Origin of the sequence: Streptomyces sp. NPDC088725 (genome assembly GCF_044751305.1) — a bacterium.
GTDB lineage: Bacteria > Actinomycetota > Actinomycetes > Streptomycetales > Streptomycetaceae > Streptomyces.
Genome location: NZ_JBIVLO010000002.1, coordinates 528,089 through 543,245, shown reverse-complemented (window position 1 = coordinate 543,245; position 15,157 = coordinate 528,089). Strand labels below are relative to the sequence as shown.

Below are 15,157 nucleotides of genomic sequence, written 5' to 3'. Positions count from 1 at the left end.
CCGCCGGGGGCGCACACTGGGGCCATGAGTAACTACCAGGGCCCCGCGACGCTGGTCGCCGGCGACTCCGAGATCGAAGTCGAAGCGACATTGAGCGGGAGCAGGGCCGGTGCGGTGCAGTGGGGCGGCAGTGTGCAGACCGGTGGCACGACGGCGGACTTCTTCGCCGCCATGGAGAAGGACGACGTGAGGATCCGGCTGCCCGACGGCAGGGAGGGTGCGGTCGCGGTCACCCACACCACCATCGGCAGCGGCCGGCTGCGTGTCTCGGGGAGCGGCGCCATTCCCTTCTAGGAGGTCGAGCCCAAGAGGTCCGGACGCCGCTCTGACGATCCGTCCCCTATATCGCCGGTTCCTCCCGCCCGACCGCCGCGACCGCCGCGACCGCCGCGACCGTCGCGACCGCCGCGACCGTGAAGCGCGCGTGCAGCTCGCGCGTGTGGTCCACCTGCCGTACCGGGCCCGTCAGTGTGATGCCCGCCGTCAGCCGGATGTCGGTGCTGGACGCGGCGAGGCGCAGTTCCAGCTCGCCCGGTTCGACGATCCGGTGGCCCGCGCGGCCGGTGAAGGAGGCGAGGTCGGCCGGCACCGTCACGGCGACCCTCGCCAGCCCGCCCGCCTCCAGGGGGACCCGTACGTAGCCGATCAGCCGCTGCACCGGCTGGACGACCGAGGCGACCGGGTCGTGCAGGTACAGCTGTACGACCTCGACGCCCGTGCGCGGGCCCGTATTGCGGACGGTGAAGGAGAGGTCCACCGCGCCGTCGGTCGGTGCTTGCGTACTGTCCGTTTCCAGGTCCGACCAGTCGAACGACGTGTACGTGAGCCCGTGCCCGAAGCCGAAGGCCGGGGTCGGGTCGATGTCGGAGACCTCGCTGCGCCGGCCCAGCCTGGCCGCCAGATAGGTGGAGGGCTGCGCGCCGGTCAGCCGCGGGACGCTCACCGGAAGCCGGCCCGACGGGTTGATCCGGCCGCTCAGTACGCCCGCGACCGCCGACGTTCCTTCCTGCCCGGGGAAGAAGGACTGCACGATCGCGGCCGCCTCCTCCACCGCCCTGCCGAGCGCGTACGGCTTGCCGGCCAGCAGCGTCACGACCACGGGTGTGCCGGAGTCCAGCAGCGCCTCCAGCAACTGCTGCTGTACGCCCGGCAGTTCAAGGCTCTCCGCATCGCAGCCCTCGCCGCTCGTACCGCGTCCGAAGAGACCCGCCCGGTCGCCGAGGGCCACGATGACGACATCGGCCTCGCGGGCCGCCGATACGGCGGCGGCGAAGCCCCGCGTGTCGGCGGTGTCGATGTCCGAGCCGGGCACGTGCACGATCTCGCTGTCGGGGAACTCCGCGACCAACGACTCGCGCAGCGTGGGCAGTTCCACGCCGTACGGGGTGCCCGGGTGCTGGGAGCCGACGTGGACCGGGAACGAATAGCAGCCGAGGACGGCCATCGGCGTCTCGGCCTGCGGGCCGACGACCGCGATTTTCGCGGGCCGCTCCAGCGGCAGGCTGCCGTCGTTGCTCAGCAGGATCACGGAACGCTCGGCGAGACGGCGCGCGATGTCCCGGTGCGCGGAGGAGTCCAGGCTGACCGTGCCGCGCAGCCGGTCCAGGACGTCCGCGCCCTCAAGGCCGCTGAGATCCGGCCCTGCGAAGTCCGCCAGCGCCGGCGGTACGGGGCTCCAGTCCGGGTCGAGCAGCCCCAGTTGCGCCTTCTGCGTCAGGACGCGGCGCAGCGCGCGGTCGATCAGGTCCTCGGACAGCTCCCCGGCGGCGACCGCGTCCCGCAGCGGCTCCCCGAACGTCTTCACGGTGGGCAGCTCGACATCGACTCCCGCGCTCAGCGCCGCGCCTGCGGCCCCGCCCCAGTCGGCCGCCACGCCATGCAGGGTCTTGAGGAAGGCGATGCCGAAGTAGTCGGCCACCACGGTGCCTTCGAAGCCCCAGGTGTCACGGAGCAGCCCGGTCAGCAGCTCCTCGTCGGCCGCGCACGGCACCCCGTCGGTGTCGGTGTAGGCGTGCATGACGGACCGTACGCCGCTCTCCCGTACCGCCATCTCGAACGGCGGCAGCATCACGTCCGCGCGCTCCCGCGTCCCCATGCCGACCGGCGCGAGGTTGCGTCCGGCGCGGGAGGCCGAGTACCCGACGAAGTGCTTGAGCGTGGCGACGATCCCGGCGGACTCCAGGCCCCGGATGTACGCGGTCGCGGTCGTGCCCACGAGGTACGGGTCCTCGCCGATGGTCTCCTCGACCCGGCCCCAGCGGGCGTCACGCACGACGTCGAGCACGGGGGCCAGCCCCTGGTGGACCCCGACCGCCCGCATGTCGCGGCCGATCGCCGCAGCCATCTCGCCGACCAGCGAGGGATCGAAGGAGGCGCCCCACGACAGCGGGACGGGGTACGTGGTGGCTCCCCACGCGGCGAAGCCGGCCAGGCACTCGTCGTGGGCCAGGGCCGGAATGGCGAAGCGGCTCGCCGCGACGATCCGCTCCTGCGTCCGCATCAGGGACAGCGCGCCGAGCGCGGGATCGACCGGCACGGTGCCGAACGGGCGCGTCAACTGGCCGAGGCCGTGCGGAAGAAGCTCCGCGAGCGTCGGCGGCGCGTCCATGTCGTGCTGGTGCGGGGCGACTTCGGCTCCGTCGGCCGAGGCTCCGGCCCACAGGCCGTACAGCTGGGCGGCCTTCTCCTCCAGGGTCATGGCGGAAATCAGTTCTTCCACGCGCGCCGCGCGCTGTTCGGGAGTGAAGGCCGGAGTGAGGGGGCGGGTATCGGTGGTCATGTTGTCGTTCACTTTCCTCCGACGCCCATGAGGCCCTGGACCAGGGCGCGGCGCGCGAACAGATAGACGAGAAGGACGGGCACGGTGGACAGGACCACGGCGGCCAGCAGCCCGGGGATGTTGATCCCGTACTGGGTCTGGAAGTTGTAGAGCCCGAGGGTGAGCACCTTGGTGTTCTCGGACTGGGTCAGCACGAGCGGGAAGAGGAAGCCGTTCCACGCCTGGAGGGCGGAGAAGACCACGATGGTCGACAGCCCGCTCTTGGACAGCGGGACGACCAACTGCAGGAAGACCCGCCGGGTGTCGGCCCCGTCGATGGCCATCGCCTCGAAGAGTTCGTTGGTGATGTCCCGCATGGAACCGGTGAGGATGAGCGTGCAGACGGGCAGGCAGAACGCGGCGGTGGGCAGGATGATGCCGATGAGGTTGTCGTAGAGCCCCGCCTTGCTGATGACGTAGAACATCGGCACGATCACCGCCTGGGCGGGGATCGCGAGCCCCAGCAGGAAGAGCCGGAAGACCCGGGACGTCGAGCGCGCCCGGCCCCGGACGATCGAGAAGGCCAGCGGCGGTACGAGTACCAGCACGATCGCCACCACACTTGTCGTGACGATCACGGTGTTGAGGAAGTAGCGGCCGAACCCGTTGCTGAAGTCGTCCACGTAGTTGGAGAGGCTGAAGCCGCCGGGGAACGACAGCGGACCGCCCGCCGTGTACTGCGCGCGGGACTGGACGGTCGCGCCGAGCATCACGTAGATCGGCAGCCCGACCAGGCACAGCCACAGGAACGCACCGAAACCAGCGAGGTAGTTGGGGGTGCGCCTCATCACAGGCCTTCCTTCGTGCCGGCCATCTTGTCGTAGCCGGAGACCCGCACGACGACGAGCGAGATCGCCGTCGCCACCAGCATGAGCAGCAGCGCGGTGGCCGCGCCCGCGCCGAAGTCGAAGCCCTTGAAGGCCTTTTGGTACATGTAGAAGGCGGTGATGGTGGTGTCGGTGCCGGGGCCGCCCTGGGTGAGGATCAGGACGGTGTCGAACGTGGTGAGCCCGCCGACCACCATGAGAATCACCGACGTGATGATCGAATTGCGCAGCTGCGGCAGCGTGATGTGGAAGAACTGCCGTACGGTCCCGGCGCCGTCGATCGCGGCGGCCTGGTAGAGGACCACCGGGATCGCCCGGGTCGCGCCCTGGTAGATCAGCGCGTGCAGCGGGGTGAACTGCCAGGCGCTGACGAGGACGAGCACACCGATGGCGCCGTTGCGCGTACCGAGCAGATTGCCGTCGCCGAAGAGCCAGTGCGCCTGCGCGGGAATGCCGAAGTTCGGCTCCAGCAGCGCCCGCCACAGCACGGACACGGCGGTCGCCGACAGCAGTAGCGGGACGAAGAAGACCGCGGACAGCACGGCCCTGTTGCGCTGCGGCCCGGCGGCCCAGACGCCGAGCAGGATGCTCAGCGGTGTCTGGACCACCACACCGAGCCCGGTGAGCAGCAGACTCAGCCAGAGACTCTTGATCATCACCGGGTCGTGGAACAGCTTGGTCCAGTTGCCGAGCCCGGCGAACTCCGGTGATCCCAGGCCGCTCCAGGTGGTGAAGGAGAGGACGGCGACCAGCACCAGCGGCACGATCGCGAACAGCCCGAAGAAGAGCGTGGCGGGCAGGGCCCACCCCAGACCGGGGCGGGCCACCCCGGAGCGCCCGGCGCCGGACGTACCGGAGGCACCGGACGCGCCGGGCGTGCCCGACGCACCCAACGCACCCGACGTGCCGGACCCGGATGCCCGTGGGCGGACCGTTCCGTGACTTGCCATGGACGTCGTCACCCTCACGCGGTGGTCAGGGCCTGCATGGCCTTGATGAAGCCGTCGGCGTCCAACTGGCCGTTGAAGAAGCCCTGGACCGCCACGTAGATGGGCTCCATGTCGGCCGGCGGGTAGGCCTGGTCCCACGACAGCTGGAACGCGGGGGCCTTGTCGACCAGATCGAACTGGTACTTCAAGTACTCCGGATTGTCGGCGGAGTTCAGGAACGCGTCGGTGTTGGTCGTGGTCGGCAGGTTGCCGAGGGCCAGCTGCGCCTTCACGAACTCGTCGGAGTACATGAGCTTCAGGAACTTCGCGATGTCGTCGGCGTGCTTCGTGGACTTGCGCACCGAGTAGAAGTTGTTGGTGTTGCCGACGAGGTCGTCCGCCTCGCCCTTGCCGCCCGTGACGGCGGGGAACGCGGTGTAACCCAGGTCGTTCTTCGCGAAGTCGGGGCTCGCGTCCTGCTGCGTGGAGTACTCCCACGAACCCATCAGCTCGAAGCCGGCCTTACCGCCGGCCAGCAGCGCCGGGGAGCCGCCGTCGGTGAACTTCACCGAGTCGTAGTTGCTGCCGAACGCACCCGCGTCGATCAGCTCCTTGAGCATGGACAGCGCCTTCTTGCTGTCGGCGCTCGCCCAGGCGCTCTTGTCGCCGGACAGCGCCTTCTGGAAGAGGTCCGGCCCGGCCACCCGGTCGTAGAGGTATTCGAACCACATCTGCGTCGGCCATTTGTCACCGCCGCCGAGCGCGATCGGCGTGACGCCCTTGGCCTTCAACTTCTTCACCGCCGTGAGCAGTTCGTCCCACGTCTTCGGCGGCTGGACACCGGCGTCGGTGAGCACCTTGCTGTTGTTGAAGAGCAGGACGGGCTGGGTGCCGCGCATGGGAACGCCGTACGCCTTGCCGTCGATCACGGCGGTGTTGAAGACGGACGGCAGGAAGTTGGACTTGAGCCCCGGGTCCTTCTTGATCAGATCGTCGAGCGGCAACAGCAGGTCCGCCTTGACGAACGGCTGTATGGAACCGCCACCCCAGTTGAAGAAGACGTCGGGGGCCTGCGGAGTGTTGATGACCGTCTGCAGCTTCTGCTGGTAGTCGGCGCCGGGAACGGTGTCCAGGACGGCCTTGACCTTCGAGGTCTTGTTGAACGTCGCGACGATCTGCTTCTCCACCTTGTTCGCGGCATCGCCGTAGACGAGTACGTGGAACTCGTCGGCGCTGCCGGAGGAGGAGCCGCCGCCGCAGGCTGCCAGGGCCCCGAGGCCGAGGACGAGCGCCGTGCCGCCGGCGACGGCCCGGGTGAACCGTGCGAACCGTACGCGTGTCTTCATCGCCAGACCTCTCGAAAGTATCGGCACCATTGCCGAAAGCCTCTTGCGAGCAGACCGTAGGACTCGTCTCGAAGGCGGTCAACAGTGCGGTCGCCGCGCGATCAAACCGTTACGAACGCCGGTGGCATATCCTTCGGTTCATGGGCGAAGGCAGGAGTGGCAGCGGTCGCGAAGGCAGCGGTGAGGGCCGAGGGGCGGGCAGGGTGACGCTGGCCCACGTGGCCGCGCAGGCCGGCGTATCCCTGTCGACAGTTTCGAAGGTCCTCAACGGCCGGCCCGATGTCTCCGCTCCCACCCGGGTCAAGGTCGAGGAACTGCTCGACGCGCACGGCTACCGCCGCTCCTCGCCCACCCCGCCGGAAGCACCGCTCATCGAGATCGTCTTCCACGAGCTGGACAGCACCTGGTCCATGCAGCTCATCAAGGGGGTGCAGAGCGTCGCCAAGGAGACCGGCCTGAGCGTGGTCCTCACCGAGTCGGGCACCCGGCACTCCCCGGGCGTCGACTGGGTCGAGGGCGTGCTGCGGCGGCGCCCGCTCGGTGTCGTCCTCGTCTTCTCCACGCTCCCGGACGAGCTGAAGAAGAAGCTGTGGTCCCGGGCCATCCCGTTCGTCATCATCGACCCGGCGGGCGATCCCGCGCCCGACGTACCGTCCGTGGGATCCGCCAACTGGGCGGGCGGGCTTGCCGCCACCCGTCATCTGGTCGAACTCGGCCACCGCAGGATCGCGGTCATCACGGGACCCGAGGACATGCTCTGCTCCCTGGCGCGGCTCGACGGCTTCCGCTCGGCGCTGGCCATGGCGGGTCTGGAGGCGGACCCGGCGCTCGTACGGTTCGGCGACTTCAACGTACGGTCCGGCCACCAGCACGCCATGGACCTGCTGAGCGGCCCCGACCGGCCGACCGCGATCTTCGCGGGCAGCGACCTCCAGTCGCTCGGTGTCCTCGAAGCGGCCCGGGTGCTCGGGCTCCGGGTCCCCGCTGACCTCTCGGTCGTGGGGTACGACGACATCCCGCTCGCCCAGTGGTCGAGCCCCGCCCTGACGACCGTCCACCAGCCGCTCGTACAGATGGCGGAGGAGGCGGCGCGCATGCTGCTGCGGCTGCGCCGCTCCGGTCAGGGAGAAGCGCAGGGCGGTCCGGGTGGTCCCGGCGGTCAGGGCGCGGACGGGGCGGGCATCGAGTTCGGCACCCGGCTCGTCGTCAGGGACAGTACGGCGGCTCCCGCGTCCTGACCGCACCGCCCGCGCGGGCGCACACTGGAAGCATGTGCCGCAACATCAAGACCCTCCGCCCGCCCGTCCAGCCCGAAGAGGCCACGGAGGACGAGATCAGGGCCGCCGCGCTCCAGTACGTACGCAAGGTCTCCGGCTTCCGCGCCCCGGCCGCGCACAACCGCGAGGTGTTCGAGCGGGCCGTCGACGAGATCGCGGAGGCCACCGGGAAGCTGCTCCGGCAGATCGAGGTACGCGGCGCGGCCGCCCGTGCCTCGTGACGGCCTGGGTGTGTGAACAGCCGCCGTGGCGCCGGAGATCAGGGAGTCGCCGGAACGCTGAACGACTATACGGCCGGCTGCGGTTGGCGCCGCGCCGACGGCCGGCGTACGACGAAGGCTGCCAGCGCGCCCGCGCCGAACAGCGCCAGTACGGAGATGACCGTACCGACCCAACTCGCGCCCAGCCACTGGCCGCCGAAGTAGCCGAGGCCCGCGCTGTAGACGGTCCAGGCCACGCCCGCCAGGGCCGACCAGGGCAGGAACTCCTTCACCTTGCGGTGTGCGGCGCCCGCGCCCAGGGACACCACGGAGCGGCCCGCCGGGGCGAAGCGCGCGATGACGACCAGCGCGCCGCCGCCCGCGCTGAGCGCCTCACCGAGACGCGCCTGCGCGGTGGTCAGTTTGCGGGACCGGGCGATGAGCCGGGCGAGCCGGTCGCCGCCGCGCCGGGCCAGCCGGAAGGCCACGAGGTCGCCGGCCACGGACGCACCGGCCGCGCAGAGCATGACCAACAGCAACGAGGGCACCTCACGCGGCACTTGGGTCACCTGCGTGACCTTCTCCGCCGCGTCCACCACGGTGGTCGAACCGGCGGCTGCGGCTGTCGCGGCCGTGATCACGAGGACGCCGCTGGGCAGTACGGGCAGGAACACGTCGAGGAGTACGGAGACGACCACGACCGCGTATATCCATGGGCTGCCCGTGAGCGGTCCCAGACTCTCCAGCACTAATCCGACTCCCTGATCCCGTGCCCAGTGGGTGGCGACGCCGCGGCGTCGCGGGGGGAGCGGCAGGAGCGGCCTACAGCCATACAGCGTACGCCACATCTTCACCGCGGCGCCATGCCGATGTGGCGGTCCGCGGGCTTCGACAGGACGGTCCTTGCCCGGTGCGACCGGACAGGGCCTGGCCCCGGCACAGCGGAGCCCGGGCCTCCGGCGGGAGGTCCGGGCGGCCGTGTCGTACGGAACCGGTCGGGAGGGTGTTCAGGCCGCTACGGCCGTGTGCCGGTCCTGGCCGAGCCGCCCCGCGCCGTCGTTGTCGACGTCGTCACGGGAGCGGGAGCGTGAGGTGAGCAGCCGGTCCAGGGCGAAGGCGCCGGGACCGGTGAAGGCGATCAGGAGCAGCGTCCAGCAGAAGAAGACAGAAGGTTCGCCGCCGTTCTCGATCGGGAAGAGCCCGTTGGGCTGGTGGACGGTGAAGTACGCGTACGCCATGGAACCGGAGCTGACCAGCGCGGCCGTCCGGGTACCGAGTCCGAAGAACACCAGTACGCCGCCTATGAGTTGTATGACGGAGGCGTACCAGCCCGGCCACGTGCCCGCAGGGGTGCTGTGCATGCCGAAGTAGCCGAAGAGCGACGCTGCTCCGTGGCAGGCGAAGAGCAGACCGACGACGATGCGGAACAGCCCGAGTGTGTACGGCTGAGCTTTGTTGAGCCTTGTGTGCATGGGGGGTTGGTCTCCTTCGATCATTGGTCTGGACCGATGAGGCGACCACCACGTTAGGCAGGCCTAATCAATGCTTGCAAGTTCAACATTCAGTCGTGGATCAATTCGAGCCGCGCGGCCCGCCGCGTCCGCGGCGAGTGCGCGCAGGCCGGCGCGGGCCACCGCGTCGGCGTCCGAGAGCATCACGGAATCGACGCCGGGCCGCGCCCCGGCCGCGGTCACCCAGTGCACCCCTTCGGTGGGCACGCCGAACGCGAACCTCCGCGGGTGTGCCTCTCCCTGCCGGTCGATCAGCCGGTACGGCCGCTGTGTTACGTCAAGACCGCCGGTTTCGTAACCGCCGAGTGTGTGCGGCCGGCACTGGCCGTTCTTCAGGAGCCGTGCGAGCAGAGGGTCGCGGGTGCGCCTGAGGTCGGGTTCCGGCAGCCGGGCCTCCACCAGCGTCGTGGCGCTGACGGCGGATCCCGGCACATCGGCGGACTCGGCGGTGAACACACCGTCCTGGGCCACTATTGCCGTACGCGGGCCGATCACATCGAGCACTCCCGCCTCGATCAGCGCCGTCATCTCCTCTATGCGGCTGCGCGGCGGTCCGATGGAGAGGAACGCGTTCAATGGTGTGTACCAGTGGTCGAGATGGTCGCGCCGAGACGCCCCGGCCAGACCGGCGTGGTCCACGATCTGGCGCAGCTCGTTGCGGAGATCGCGCAGGACGTCCAGGGCCGCTTTGACGGGCCCCGCGACGTTTCCGAGCGCGGCCTCGGCCGCGTCCTCGCGCAGGTGCGCGAGCAGCCATCCGCGGTGACCTGCGGGATCGTGGAACGTCTCGCCGCCGTACGGGCGCGACATCCGGTCCCACGACCAGCGGTCGGCCGGGCCGAACCCGGCCTCGTCCAGGACGGCGGACTCCTCTGCGGAGCCGTGCGGCGCAGCGAGGAACCGGTCCCGGAAGCGCTCGGGGGCACTCTCCGGGGTTCGCGGGAACCGCGCGGTCCCGGGGTCCTCCGGAGGCCGCCCGGCGCGGCGCGCGAGGACGGCTCCGTAGTAGACCGCCTCCACTTCCTTGGCGACCAGCGGCCATATCTCCCCGAGGAAGTCCGGCGGGTCGCCCTGCTCGGCGCGCTTGCGGAACGCCGCGATCACGTCGGGGGTCAGTGTCAGCGGCAGATGCCGGCCCGACGGCCCCTTCGCGTTGTCGCCGCGGGCCTGATACGGCACCCCGCGCCGCGAACCGGCGTACAGCCGCGGTTCCCGCCCCGACGGTTGGTATACGAGAGCGCCGTCGGCACCGCGGACGAATCTGCCGCCGCGTCCGGCGGTCAGCAGCGCCATGTGATCGAAGAAATTGAGCCCGAGCCCGCGCAGCAGAACCGGTTCTCCGGGGGCGACGGCGGAGAGATCGACGTCCGCCGGATTCGCCGGAGGCACGTAACGCAGGCCGTGCCGGGCCGCGTACGCGGCCAGTACAGACTGCGCCTGACCGGAGACAACAGGCAAATGCCCCTGTGCGAGCACGACTGCGGAGAGGCCGGAAATCGACGTTCCGTCGTCGAGAGTCAGCGTCTGCGTAGGGCGGGACGTAACGGACGCATCGCGCGAGTGGCCTGAACCGGACGCATCGCGCGACTGGTCCGAACCGGACGCGTCGTCGTCCAGGGCGACCGCGCGGGCCCGGTGGACCTGGACGGTCATGCCGTCCGGCGCGCCCTGGACGGCTCTGTGGAAGGCCCATTCGAGGTAGCGGCCGTAGCCGGCCCGCGTCGGATAGTCGTCGGGGCCCAGCCGCTCCCCGGGGCGGTCCGCGGCCCACTCGTACAGACTCGGCCCCGGGCGTATGGGCCCCTCGCACACGACGCTCTCATCGGTGAACACGGTGACCTGTGAGGCCACCGTGTTCATCAGCAGCTCGGCGGGCTGGCCGGTGCGCCAGACCCGGCCCGGGCCCGCGGGCGAGGGGTCGATCATGTGCACGGTCACGGGCACGCCCGGGGCCAGTTCGGTCACGGACGCGCAGAGTCTTTCGAGGACCGAGGTGCCGCGGGGGCCGGCGCCGACGACGGCGAGTGAGTAGGGCAGGTGCTGCCGTACATCGGACAAAACGGTGACTCCCGGGGCATGGGGGGTGCGGGAAGCGGATGGTCCGCTCATCATGCCGTTGCTCCACCGAGAGTCGAACCTTAGGGCGGAGGATCACCCCATGTGGGAAGGATCACTGCCAGTTTCGGGACGCCGATTTCGGGGGATTGCGGGAGCCCGCGGTGCAGGATCATGCCCCTGACGTGAGGGTTCTCGTATCGACCGTCACCAGTTCCGCGCTTCCCTCCCGGTCCTGGGCCTGCTCCAGCGCGAGGTCGGCGCGACGGCCGCGCAGTGTCAGGGTCATCAGCTGATTGCCGAACCAAGGCCCGCCCGTCTTGCGCCAGTTGACGGACGCCAGTGGGGTACGGCCGTGCCGTTTGAGCGCACGGCCGATGCCACGTCCCAGACCGCTCCAGCCGAACCGGAAGCCGATTTTCATCGACGCGGGCACGGAGTTGTGCACCGGGGAGCAGGTCAGCTGGACGACTCGCGCGTCGGGACCGCCGTGCGGCCAGGCCGCCTGCGCGACATACGCGTGGTGTACATCACCCGACAGCACGCACACCGACGCGGGGGCCTCGGGCCCGGAACCCACCTCGGCGATCAGCGAGGCCATCGTCTCGAAGGAGTGCGGGAAGGCCGCCCAGTGCTCCAGATCGGCGGCCCGGCGCAGCCACTCGCCGAACTTCGCCCAGCGCGCGCCGCGTTCACCGCCGCTGAGCGCGCTGGCCCAGCCCTCCACGTCGTGGATGGCGGGCGGCAGCAGCCACGGCAGTGACGTACCGATGAGGAGGTGGTCGTACGATCCCCGCTGCTCCAGGGCCTGTTCGCGCACCCACCGCTCCTCGTCCGGGTCGAGCATCGAGCGGTTCTGCTCGTCCAGGACGCGGGCGGCGCGCGAGTCGACCATCAGCAGCCGGGTGCGGCCGAAGTCGCGCCGGTAACTCCAGCGGACGGCGGTGGCGTCGCGGTCGGCCTCGGCCGCGAAGGCGCGCACCTGAGCGGTGCCGTCGGACTCCGCGCGTACGGCCGCGTAGAGCTTGTCGCTCTCCAGCTCGGCCGGGGAGAGATTGCCGAGATGCTGGTAGACCCAGTACGACATCAGCCCGCTGAGCAGCCGCTCCTGCCACCAGGGCGTCTCGCGCATCTCGGCGAGCCAGGCGCCGCTGGTGTTCCAGTCGTCGATCACGTCGTGATCGTCGAAGACCATGCAGCTGGGGACGGTGGAGAGCAGCCAGCGCACCTCGGGGTCGCGCCAGGACTCGTCGTAGAGGTGGGTGTACTCCTCGTAGTCGGCCACCTCCGCGCCCGGCGGCTGTTCCAGGTCCCGGCGTTCCGCCAGCCAGTCGCGCGTCTCCTGCGACGGCTCGTCCGCGTACACCTGGTCGCCCACCAGCAGCAGCACGTCGGGACGCGCGGCCTCGGGAGCGGTGGCGAGGCGTGTCGCGAGGGTGTCCAGCGCGTCGGGTCCCACCGGGTCGTGTTCGTGACCGCCCGGAGCGGCCCAGCGGCAGGAGCCGAAGGAGACGCGCACCGCGGTGGCCGGGACCTCGGGCGTACGGATGGTGCTCGGCGGGAACGGGGAGTCCTCGGGCGGCCAGACGCGCCGGTCGTCGAGCAGTACCTCGTACGCGGTGGAGGTGCCCGGTGTCAGACCGGTCACCAGGATCAACGCGTAGTGGTGGCCCGCGACCTGGAACGTGCGCGACGTGCCGCGCGCACCGTCCTCACAGCGGACCTCCGCGGTGCACGGCCGCTCGGTCTCGACCCAGACGGTCGCGGTTCCTCCGGCGTCCCAGTCGACGTACCGCAGCAGTGGTCCCAGGCGCAGCCCGGTCATGTGTGCCCTCCTCCGTCGTGCCGTACGGCGTCGCCGTCGCACCGTACGGCACGGAAATGACGGAGGTCAGCAGCCGTTCAGGATGGACTGGAGGGCGCTCTTCTCCGCCGGGTCGACGGTCAGGTCGTAGTAGTGCTTCACGTGTACCCACATCCGGGCATACATGCAGTCGTACGAGGCGAGCGGAGGCATCCACTCCGCCGGGTCACGGTCGCCCTTCGACTGGTTGACGTTGTCGGTGACGGCGATGAGCTGCGGGCGCGTCAGGTCGTTCGCGAAGGCCTGTCGCTGCGCGGTGGTCCAGTTGTTCGCCCCGGACTGCCAGGCCTCGGCGAGCGGGACGACGTGGTCGATGTCCACGTCGGACGCGGCGGTCCAGGTGGCGTCGTCGTACGCGGACTTCCATGTCCCGCTGGTGGCCGCGCAGCCGGCGTCCGTCACGACGTTGGTCCCGTCGCGCTTGAGCACGGTCTCGCGCGTGTCGCAGGTGCCGGACTGGGTGATCCAGTGCGGGAACGCGTCGCGGCTGTAACCGGTGGTGGAACCTTCCGCCGCCTCGGTCAGCTCGCCGAGGTAGGTGCGTGCGGTGGCGGCGGTCACGGGGGTGGGCGGGGCGGCCTGCGCGGCGGGGGCGCCGACCAGGGCGGAGAGGGAGAGAAGTGCGGCCGATGCGGTGACGATCGCGGTGCGGGCGGCTTTCCTGGGGGAAGGAAAGGTGCGACGCGCGTAGATTCCTGACATGCGAACTCCCTTGATGTGGGGGGATGTTGGCCGTGCGTTGGTCGGCCTGCGAACAAGCCTGGTGGTGACCGGTTTCCGTGGGGTGGGCACCAGGTAACAGCGTGGCGACATGTGCACGTCACATCAAGGGGGCGGGGAGGGCGTATTCGAAGCGTTCCCCGAGGAGGTCGCGCCGGGGCGCGCGGTACGGCGGGGCGCGGGCCCGCCACCCGGGCGACGGCCGCCGCGCGGTCGGGGGCGCGCGGTGCGGCGTGCGCGCGGGGGCGTGACGGTGGGCGCGGCGCCGAGTTGTGCGTCAGAAGGGGCCGTTGTCCGCGCGGGCCGGACGGATCCTCTGATGCGCGGGCGGGGTGGATTTCGGGACGATCGAGCCGGAACGAGGAGGGACGGCCGTGGATCGCTCCCAGTGGAAGACCCGCCGGACCGAGAAGCTCCTGGGTGAGCCCGCCGAGGAGTACCCGGCCCGCGCCGAGGCCGGGTACGCGTTCGCCCTGGGGCACGCTGTCGATGACCGGCGCACCGAACTCCGGCTGTCTCAGGCCGAACCGGCTCGCCGCGCCGTGATGACGCAACCGCAGATCTCCACCATCGAGGGCGGCGATTCCGTACCGGCCCCGGCTCTGCTCACGCGCCTGGCCAAGGCGCTGGACGCGTCGCTCACCATCGGCCTGGACGGCGACACTTCAGCGTTCGTCTTCTCGGCGCACGGCGCACGGCGCACGGCAGCGGGCGGCCTGACGGGACGGCGTCGGGCGATCGCTCCTCGGCGGCCTGTCCGCAGGCCGGTTGCCGTCCGCGCGGGCCGGGCCTCTGGCGTGCGGCCGGTTGCCGTCCGCGCCGGGCGGGGACGGCCGGCGGGTCAGGGCTGGACGTGGAGGTGGATCTCGCCGTTCTCCGTGGTCACGCGGAGCTGGGTGAGGTCCGTGACATGGGCGTCCGGGGAGAAGGCCGTCGCGCGGGGGCCCACGCCCAGGACCTGGGTGCCCGCCGCGCGCGCCGCGGCGATGCCCGCTTCCGAGTCCTCCAGGACCACGCAGTCCGCCGGGTCCACGCCCAGGGCCGCCGCGCCCTTGAGGAAGCCCTCGGGGTGGGGCTTGCTGGCGGTGACGCTTTCGGCCGTGACGCGGGTCGCGGGCATCGGGAGGTCCGCCGCCGTCATGCGGGCGTGGGCCAGGGCAGCGTCGGCCGAGGTGACCAGAGTGTGGGGCAGCTCCGCGATCGCCGCCATGAAGGCCGGTGCGCCCGCGACCGGGACGACGCCCTCCGTGTCGGCGGTCTCCTCGGCGAGCAGTCGGCGGGTGTCCGCGTAGTTCTGCTCCATCGGGCGTTCCGGGAGAAGGACCGCCATCGTGGCGTGCCCCTGCCGGCCGTGCACCACCTTGAGTGCCGCCTCCGGGTCCAGGCCGTGCTCGGTCGCCCACCGGCTCCAGACGCGCTCCACCGCCGCGTCGGAATTGACGAGCGTGCCGTCCATGTCCAGGAGAAGCGCCCGTGCGGTCAGGACGGTCGGGGTGGTGGCGGACGTGCTGGGCGCGGGTGTGGCCGTCATGCTGGGCTCCAGGGCAGAAAGAAGCGGCCCCGCCCGCCGGTCAGGGAGTACGGACGGAGCCACTTTGTTTCGTCATCGT

The 15,157-nt window shown here is 70.7% G+C and carries 13 protein-coding genes and 1 pseudogene; 4 read left to right on the top strand and 10 right to left on the bottom strand.

Features of this window, described 5'->3' with window-relative positions; all coding sequences use genetic code 11:
- Nucleotides 1–24 precede the first annotated feature (24 nt).
- A complete protein-coding gene (locus ACIP6N_RS06280) occupies nucleotides 25–294 on the top strand; it encodes a DUF4873 domain-containing protein (protein ID WP_401813303.1) in 270 nt (89 codons plus the stop codon).
- A gap of 46 nt (nucleotides 295–340) precedes the next feature.
- Here the strand turns inward: ACIP6N_RS06280 and ACIP6N_RS06275 are convergent, their stop codons facing one another.
- From ACIP6N_RS06275 to ACIP6N_RS06260, 4 genes are read right to left on the bottom strand one after another with little or no spacing between them, the layout of a single operon-like run.
- Nucleotides 341–2,779, bottom strand: a complete 2,439-nt coding sequence (locus ACIP6N_RS06275; protein ID WP_401813302.1) for a beta-glucosidase — start codon at nucleotides 2,777–2,779, stop codon at nucleotides 341–343.
- Between the two features lie 8 nt (nucleotides 2,780–2,787).
- Complete coding sequence (locus tag ACIP6N_RS06270) at nucleotides 2,788–3,606, bottom strand: carbohydrate ABC transporter permease (protein WP_401813300.1); 819 nt, start codon at nucleotides 3,604–3,606, stop codon at nucleotides 2,788–2,790.
- Nucleotides 3,606–4,595: a carbohydrate ABC transporter permease gene (locus tag ACIP6N_RS06265; protein WP_401813299.1), complete on the bottom strand. Its 990-nt coding sequence runs from the start codon at nucleotides 4,593–4,595 to the stop codon at nucleotides 3,606–3,608. Before ACIP6N_RS06265 ends, ACIP6N_RS06270 begins: the two co-directional genes overlap by 1 nt.
- 14 nt (nucleotides 4,596–4,609) lie before the next feature.
- On the bottom strand, nucleotides 4,610–5,920 hold the full coding sequence (locus ACIP6N_RS06260) for an ABC transporter substrate-binding protein (protein WP_401813298.1): 1,311 nt from the start codon (nucleotides 5,918–5,920) through the stop codon (nucleotides 4,610–4,612).
- Nucleotides 5,921–6,060: 140 nt separating this feature from the next.
- Here ACIP6N_RS06260 and ACIP6N_RS06255 point away from each other — a divergent pair, with 140 nt between their 5' ends.
- Both ACIP6N_RS06255 and ACIP6N_RS06250 read left to right on the top strand, forming a co-directional pair.
- On the top strand, nucleotides 6,061–7,158 hold the full coding sequence (locus tag ACIP6N_RS06255) for a LacI family DNA-binding transcriptional regulator (protein WP_401813297.1): 1,098 nt from the start codon (nucleotides 6,061–6,063) through the stop codon (nucleotides 7,156–7,158).
- Nucleotides 7,159–7,190: 32 nt separating this feature from the next.
- Entirely contained in the window at nucleotides 7,191–7,418 is a 228-nt protein-coding gene (locus tag ACIP6N_RS06250; protein WP_401813295.1) for a DUF2277 domain-containing protein, read from the top strand.
- 65 nt (nucleotides 7,419–7,483) lie between these two features.
- Here the strand turns inward: ACIP6N_RS06250 and ACIP6N_RS06245 are convergent, their stop codons facing one another.
- The 5 genes from ACIP6N_RS06245 to ACIP6N_RS06225 form a co-directional block, all read right to left on the bottom strand.
- Nucleotides 7,484–8,146, bottom strand: a complete 663-nt coding sequence (locus ACIP6N_RS06245) for a DedA family protein (RefSeq protein WP_401813294.1) — start codon at nucleotides 8,144–8,146, stop codon at nucleotides 7,484–7,486.
- 258 nt (nucleotides 8,147–8,404) lie between these two features.
- The gene (locus tag ACIP6N_RS06240; RefSeq protein WP_401813292.1) at nucleotides 8,405–8,869 is read right to left on the bottom strand and encodes a DoxX family protein; all 465 of its coding nucleotides are present in this window, start codon (nucleotides 8,867–8,869) and stop codon (nucleotides 8,405–8,407) included.
- Nucleotides 8,870–8,932: 63 nt separating this feature from the next.
- Nucleotides 8,933–11,017, bottom strand: coding sequence for an FAD/NAD(P)-binding protein (locus tag ACIP6N_RS06235; RefSeq protein WP_401813516.1), 2,085 nt, complete (start codon nucleotides 11,015–11,017; stop codon nucleotides 8,933–8,935).
- Nucleotides 11,018–11,135: 118 nt separating this feature from the next.
- Nucleotides 11,136–12,788, bottom strand: a complete 1,653-nt coding sequence (locus ACIP6N_RS06230; RefSeq protein ID WP_401813291.1) for an alkaline phosphatase D family protein — start codon at nucleotides 12,786–12,788, stop codon at nucleotides 11,136–11,138.
- A gap of 66 nt (nucleotides 12,789–12,854) precedes the next feature.
- Entirely contained in the window at nucleotides 12,855–13,529 is a 675-nt protein-coding gene (locus ACIP6N_RS06225; protein WP_401813289.1) for an HNH endonuclease family protein, read from the bottom strand.
- A 350-nt stretch (nucleotides 13,530–13,879) separates the two neighbouring features.
- On the opposite strand from ACIP6N_RS06225, the pseudogene ACIP6N_RS06220 reads away from it, so the two are divergent.
- Nucleotides 13,880–14,179 (top strand): annotated as a pseudogene (locus ACIP6N_RS06220) (helix-turn-helix domain-containing protein); the annotation flags it as partial.
- Nucleotides 14,180–14,388: 209 nt separating this feature from the next.
- On the opposite strand, the gene ACIP6N_RS06215 reads toward ACIP6N_RS06220, so the two are convergent.
- The gene (locus tag ACIP6N_RS06215; protein WP_401813287.1) at nucleotides 14,389–15,078 is read right to left on the bottom strand and encodes an HAD-IA family hydrolase; all 690 of its coding nucleotides are present in this window, start codon (nucleotides 15,076–15,078) and stop codon (nucleotides 14,389–14,391) included.
- Nucleotides 15,079–15,157 lie beyond the last annotated feature (79 nt).

What these genes read in the sequence shown, in the direction of transcription:
- ACIP6N_RS06235 (WP_401813516.1), bottom strand. Translation starts at nt 11,017, where the DNA reads ATGAGCGGACCATCCGCTTCCCGCACCCCCCATGCCCCGGGAGTCACC.
- ACIP6N_RS06230 (WP_401813291.1), bottom strand. Translation starts at nt 12,788, where the DNA reads ATGACCGGGCTGCGCCTGGGACCACTGCTGCGGTACGTCGACTGGGAC.
- ACIP6N_RS06280 (WP_401813303.1), top strand. Translation starts at nt 25, where the DNA reads ATGAGTAACTACCAGGGCCCCGCGACGCTGGTCGCCGGCGACTCCGAG.
- ACIP6N_RS06215 (WP_401813287.1), bottom strand. Translation starts at nt 15,078, where the DNA reads ATGACGGCCACACCCGCGCCCAGCACGTCCGCCACCACCCCGACCGTC.
- ACIP6N_RS06250 (WP_401813295.1), top strand. Translation starts at nt 7,191, where the DNA reads ATGTGCCGCAACATCAAGACCCTCCGCCCGCCCGTCCAGCCCGAAGAG.
- ACIP6N_RS06270 (WP_401813300.1), bottom strand. Translation starts at nt 3,606, where the DNA reads ATGAGGCGCACCCCCAACTACCTCGCTGGTTTCGGTGCGTTCCTGTGG.
- ACIP6N_RS06225 (WP_401813289.1), bottom strand. Translation starts at nt 13,529, where the DNA reads ATGTCAGGAATCTACGCGCGTCGCACCTTTCCTTCCCCCAGGAAAGCC.
- ACIP6N_RS06255 (WP_401813297.1), top strand. Translation starts at nt 6,061, where the DNA reads ATGGGCGAAGGCAGGAGTGGCAGCGGTCGCGAAGGCAGCGGTGAGGGC.
- ACIP6N_RS06275 (WP_401813302.1), bottom strand. Translation starts at nt 2,779, where the DNA reads ATGACCACCGATACCCGCCCCCTCACTCCGGCCTTCACTCCCGAACAG.
- ACIP6N_RS06240 (WP_401813292.1), bottom strand. Translation starts at nt 8,869, where the DNA reads ATGCACACAAGGCTCAACAAAGCTCAGCCGTACACACTCGGGCTGTTC.
- ACIP6N_RS06265 (WP_401813299.1), bottom strand. Translation starts at nt 4,595, where the DNA reads ATGGCAAGTCACGGAACGGTCCGCCCACGGGCATCCGGGTCCGGCACG.
- ACIP6N_RS06260 (WP_401813298.1), bottom strand. Translation starts at nt 5,920, where the DNA reads ATGAAGACACGCGTACGGTTCGCACGGTTCACCCGGGCCGTCGCCGGC.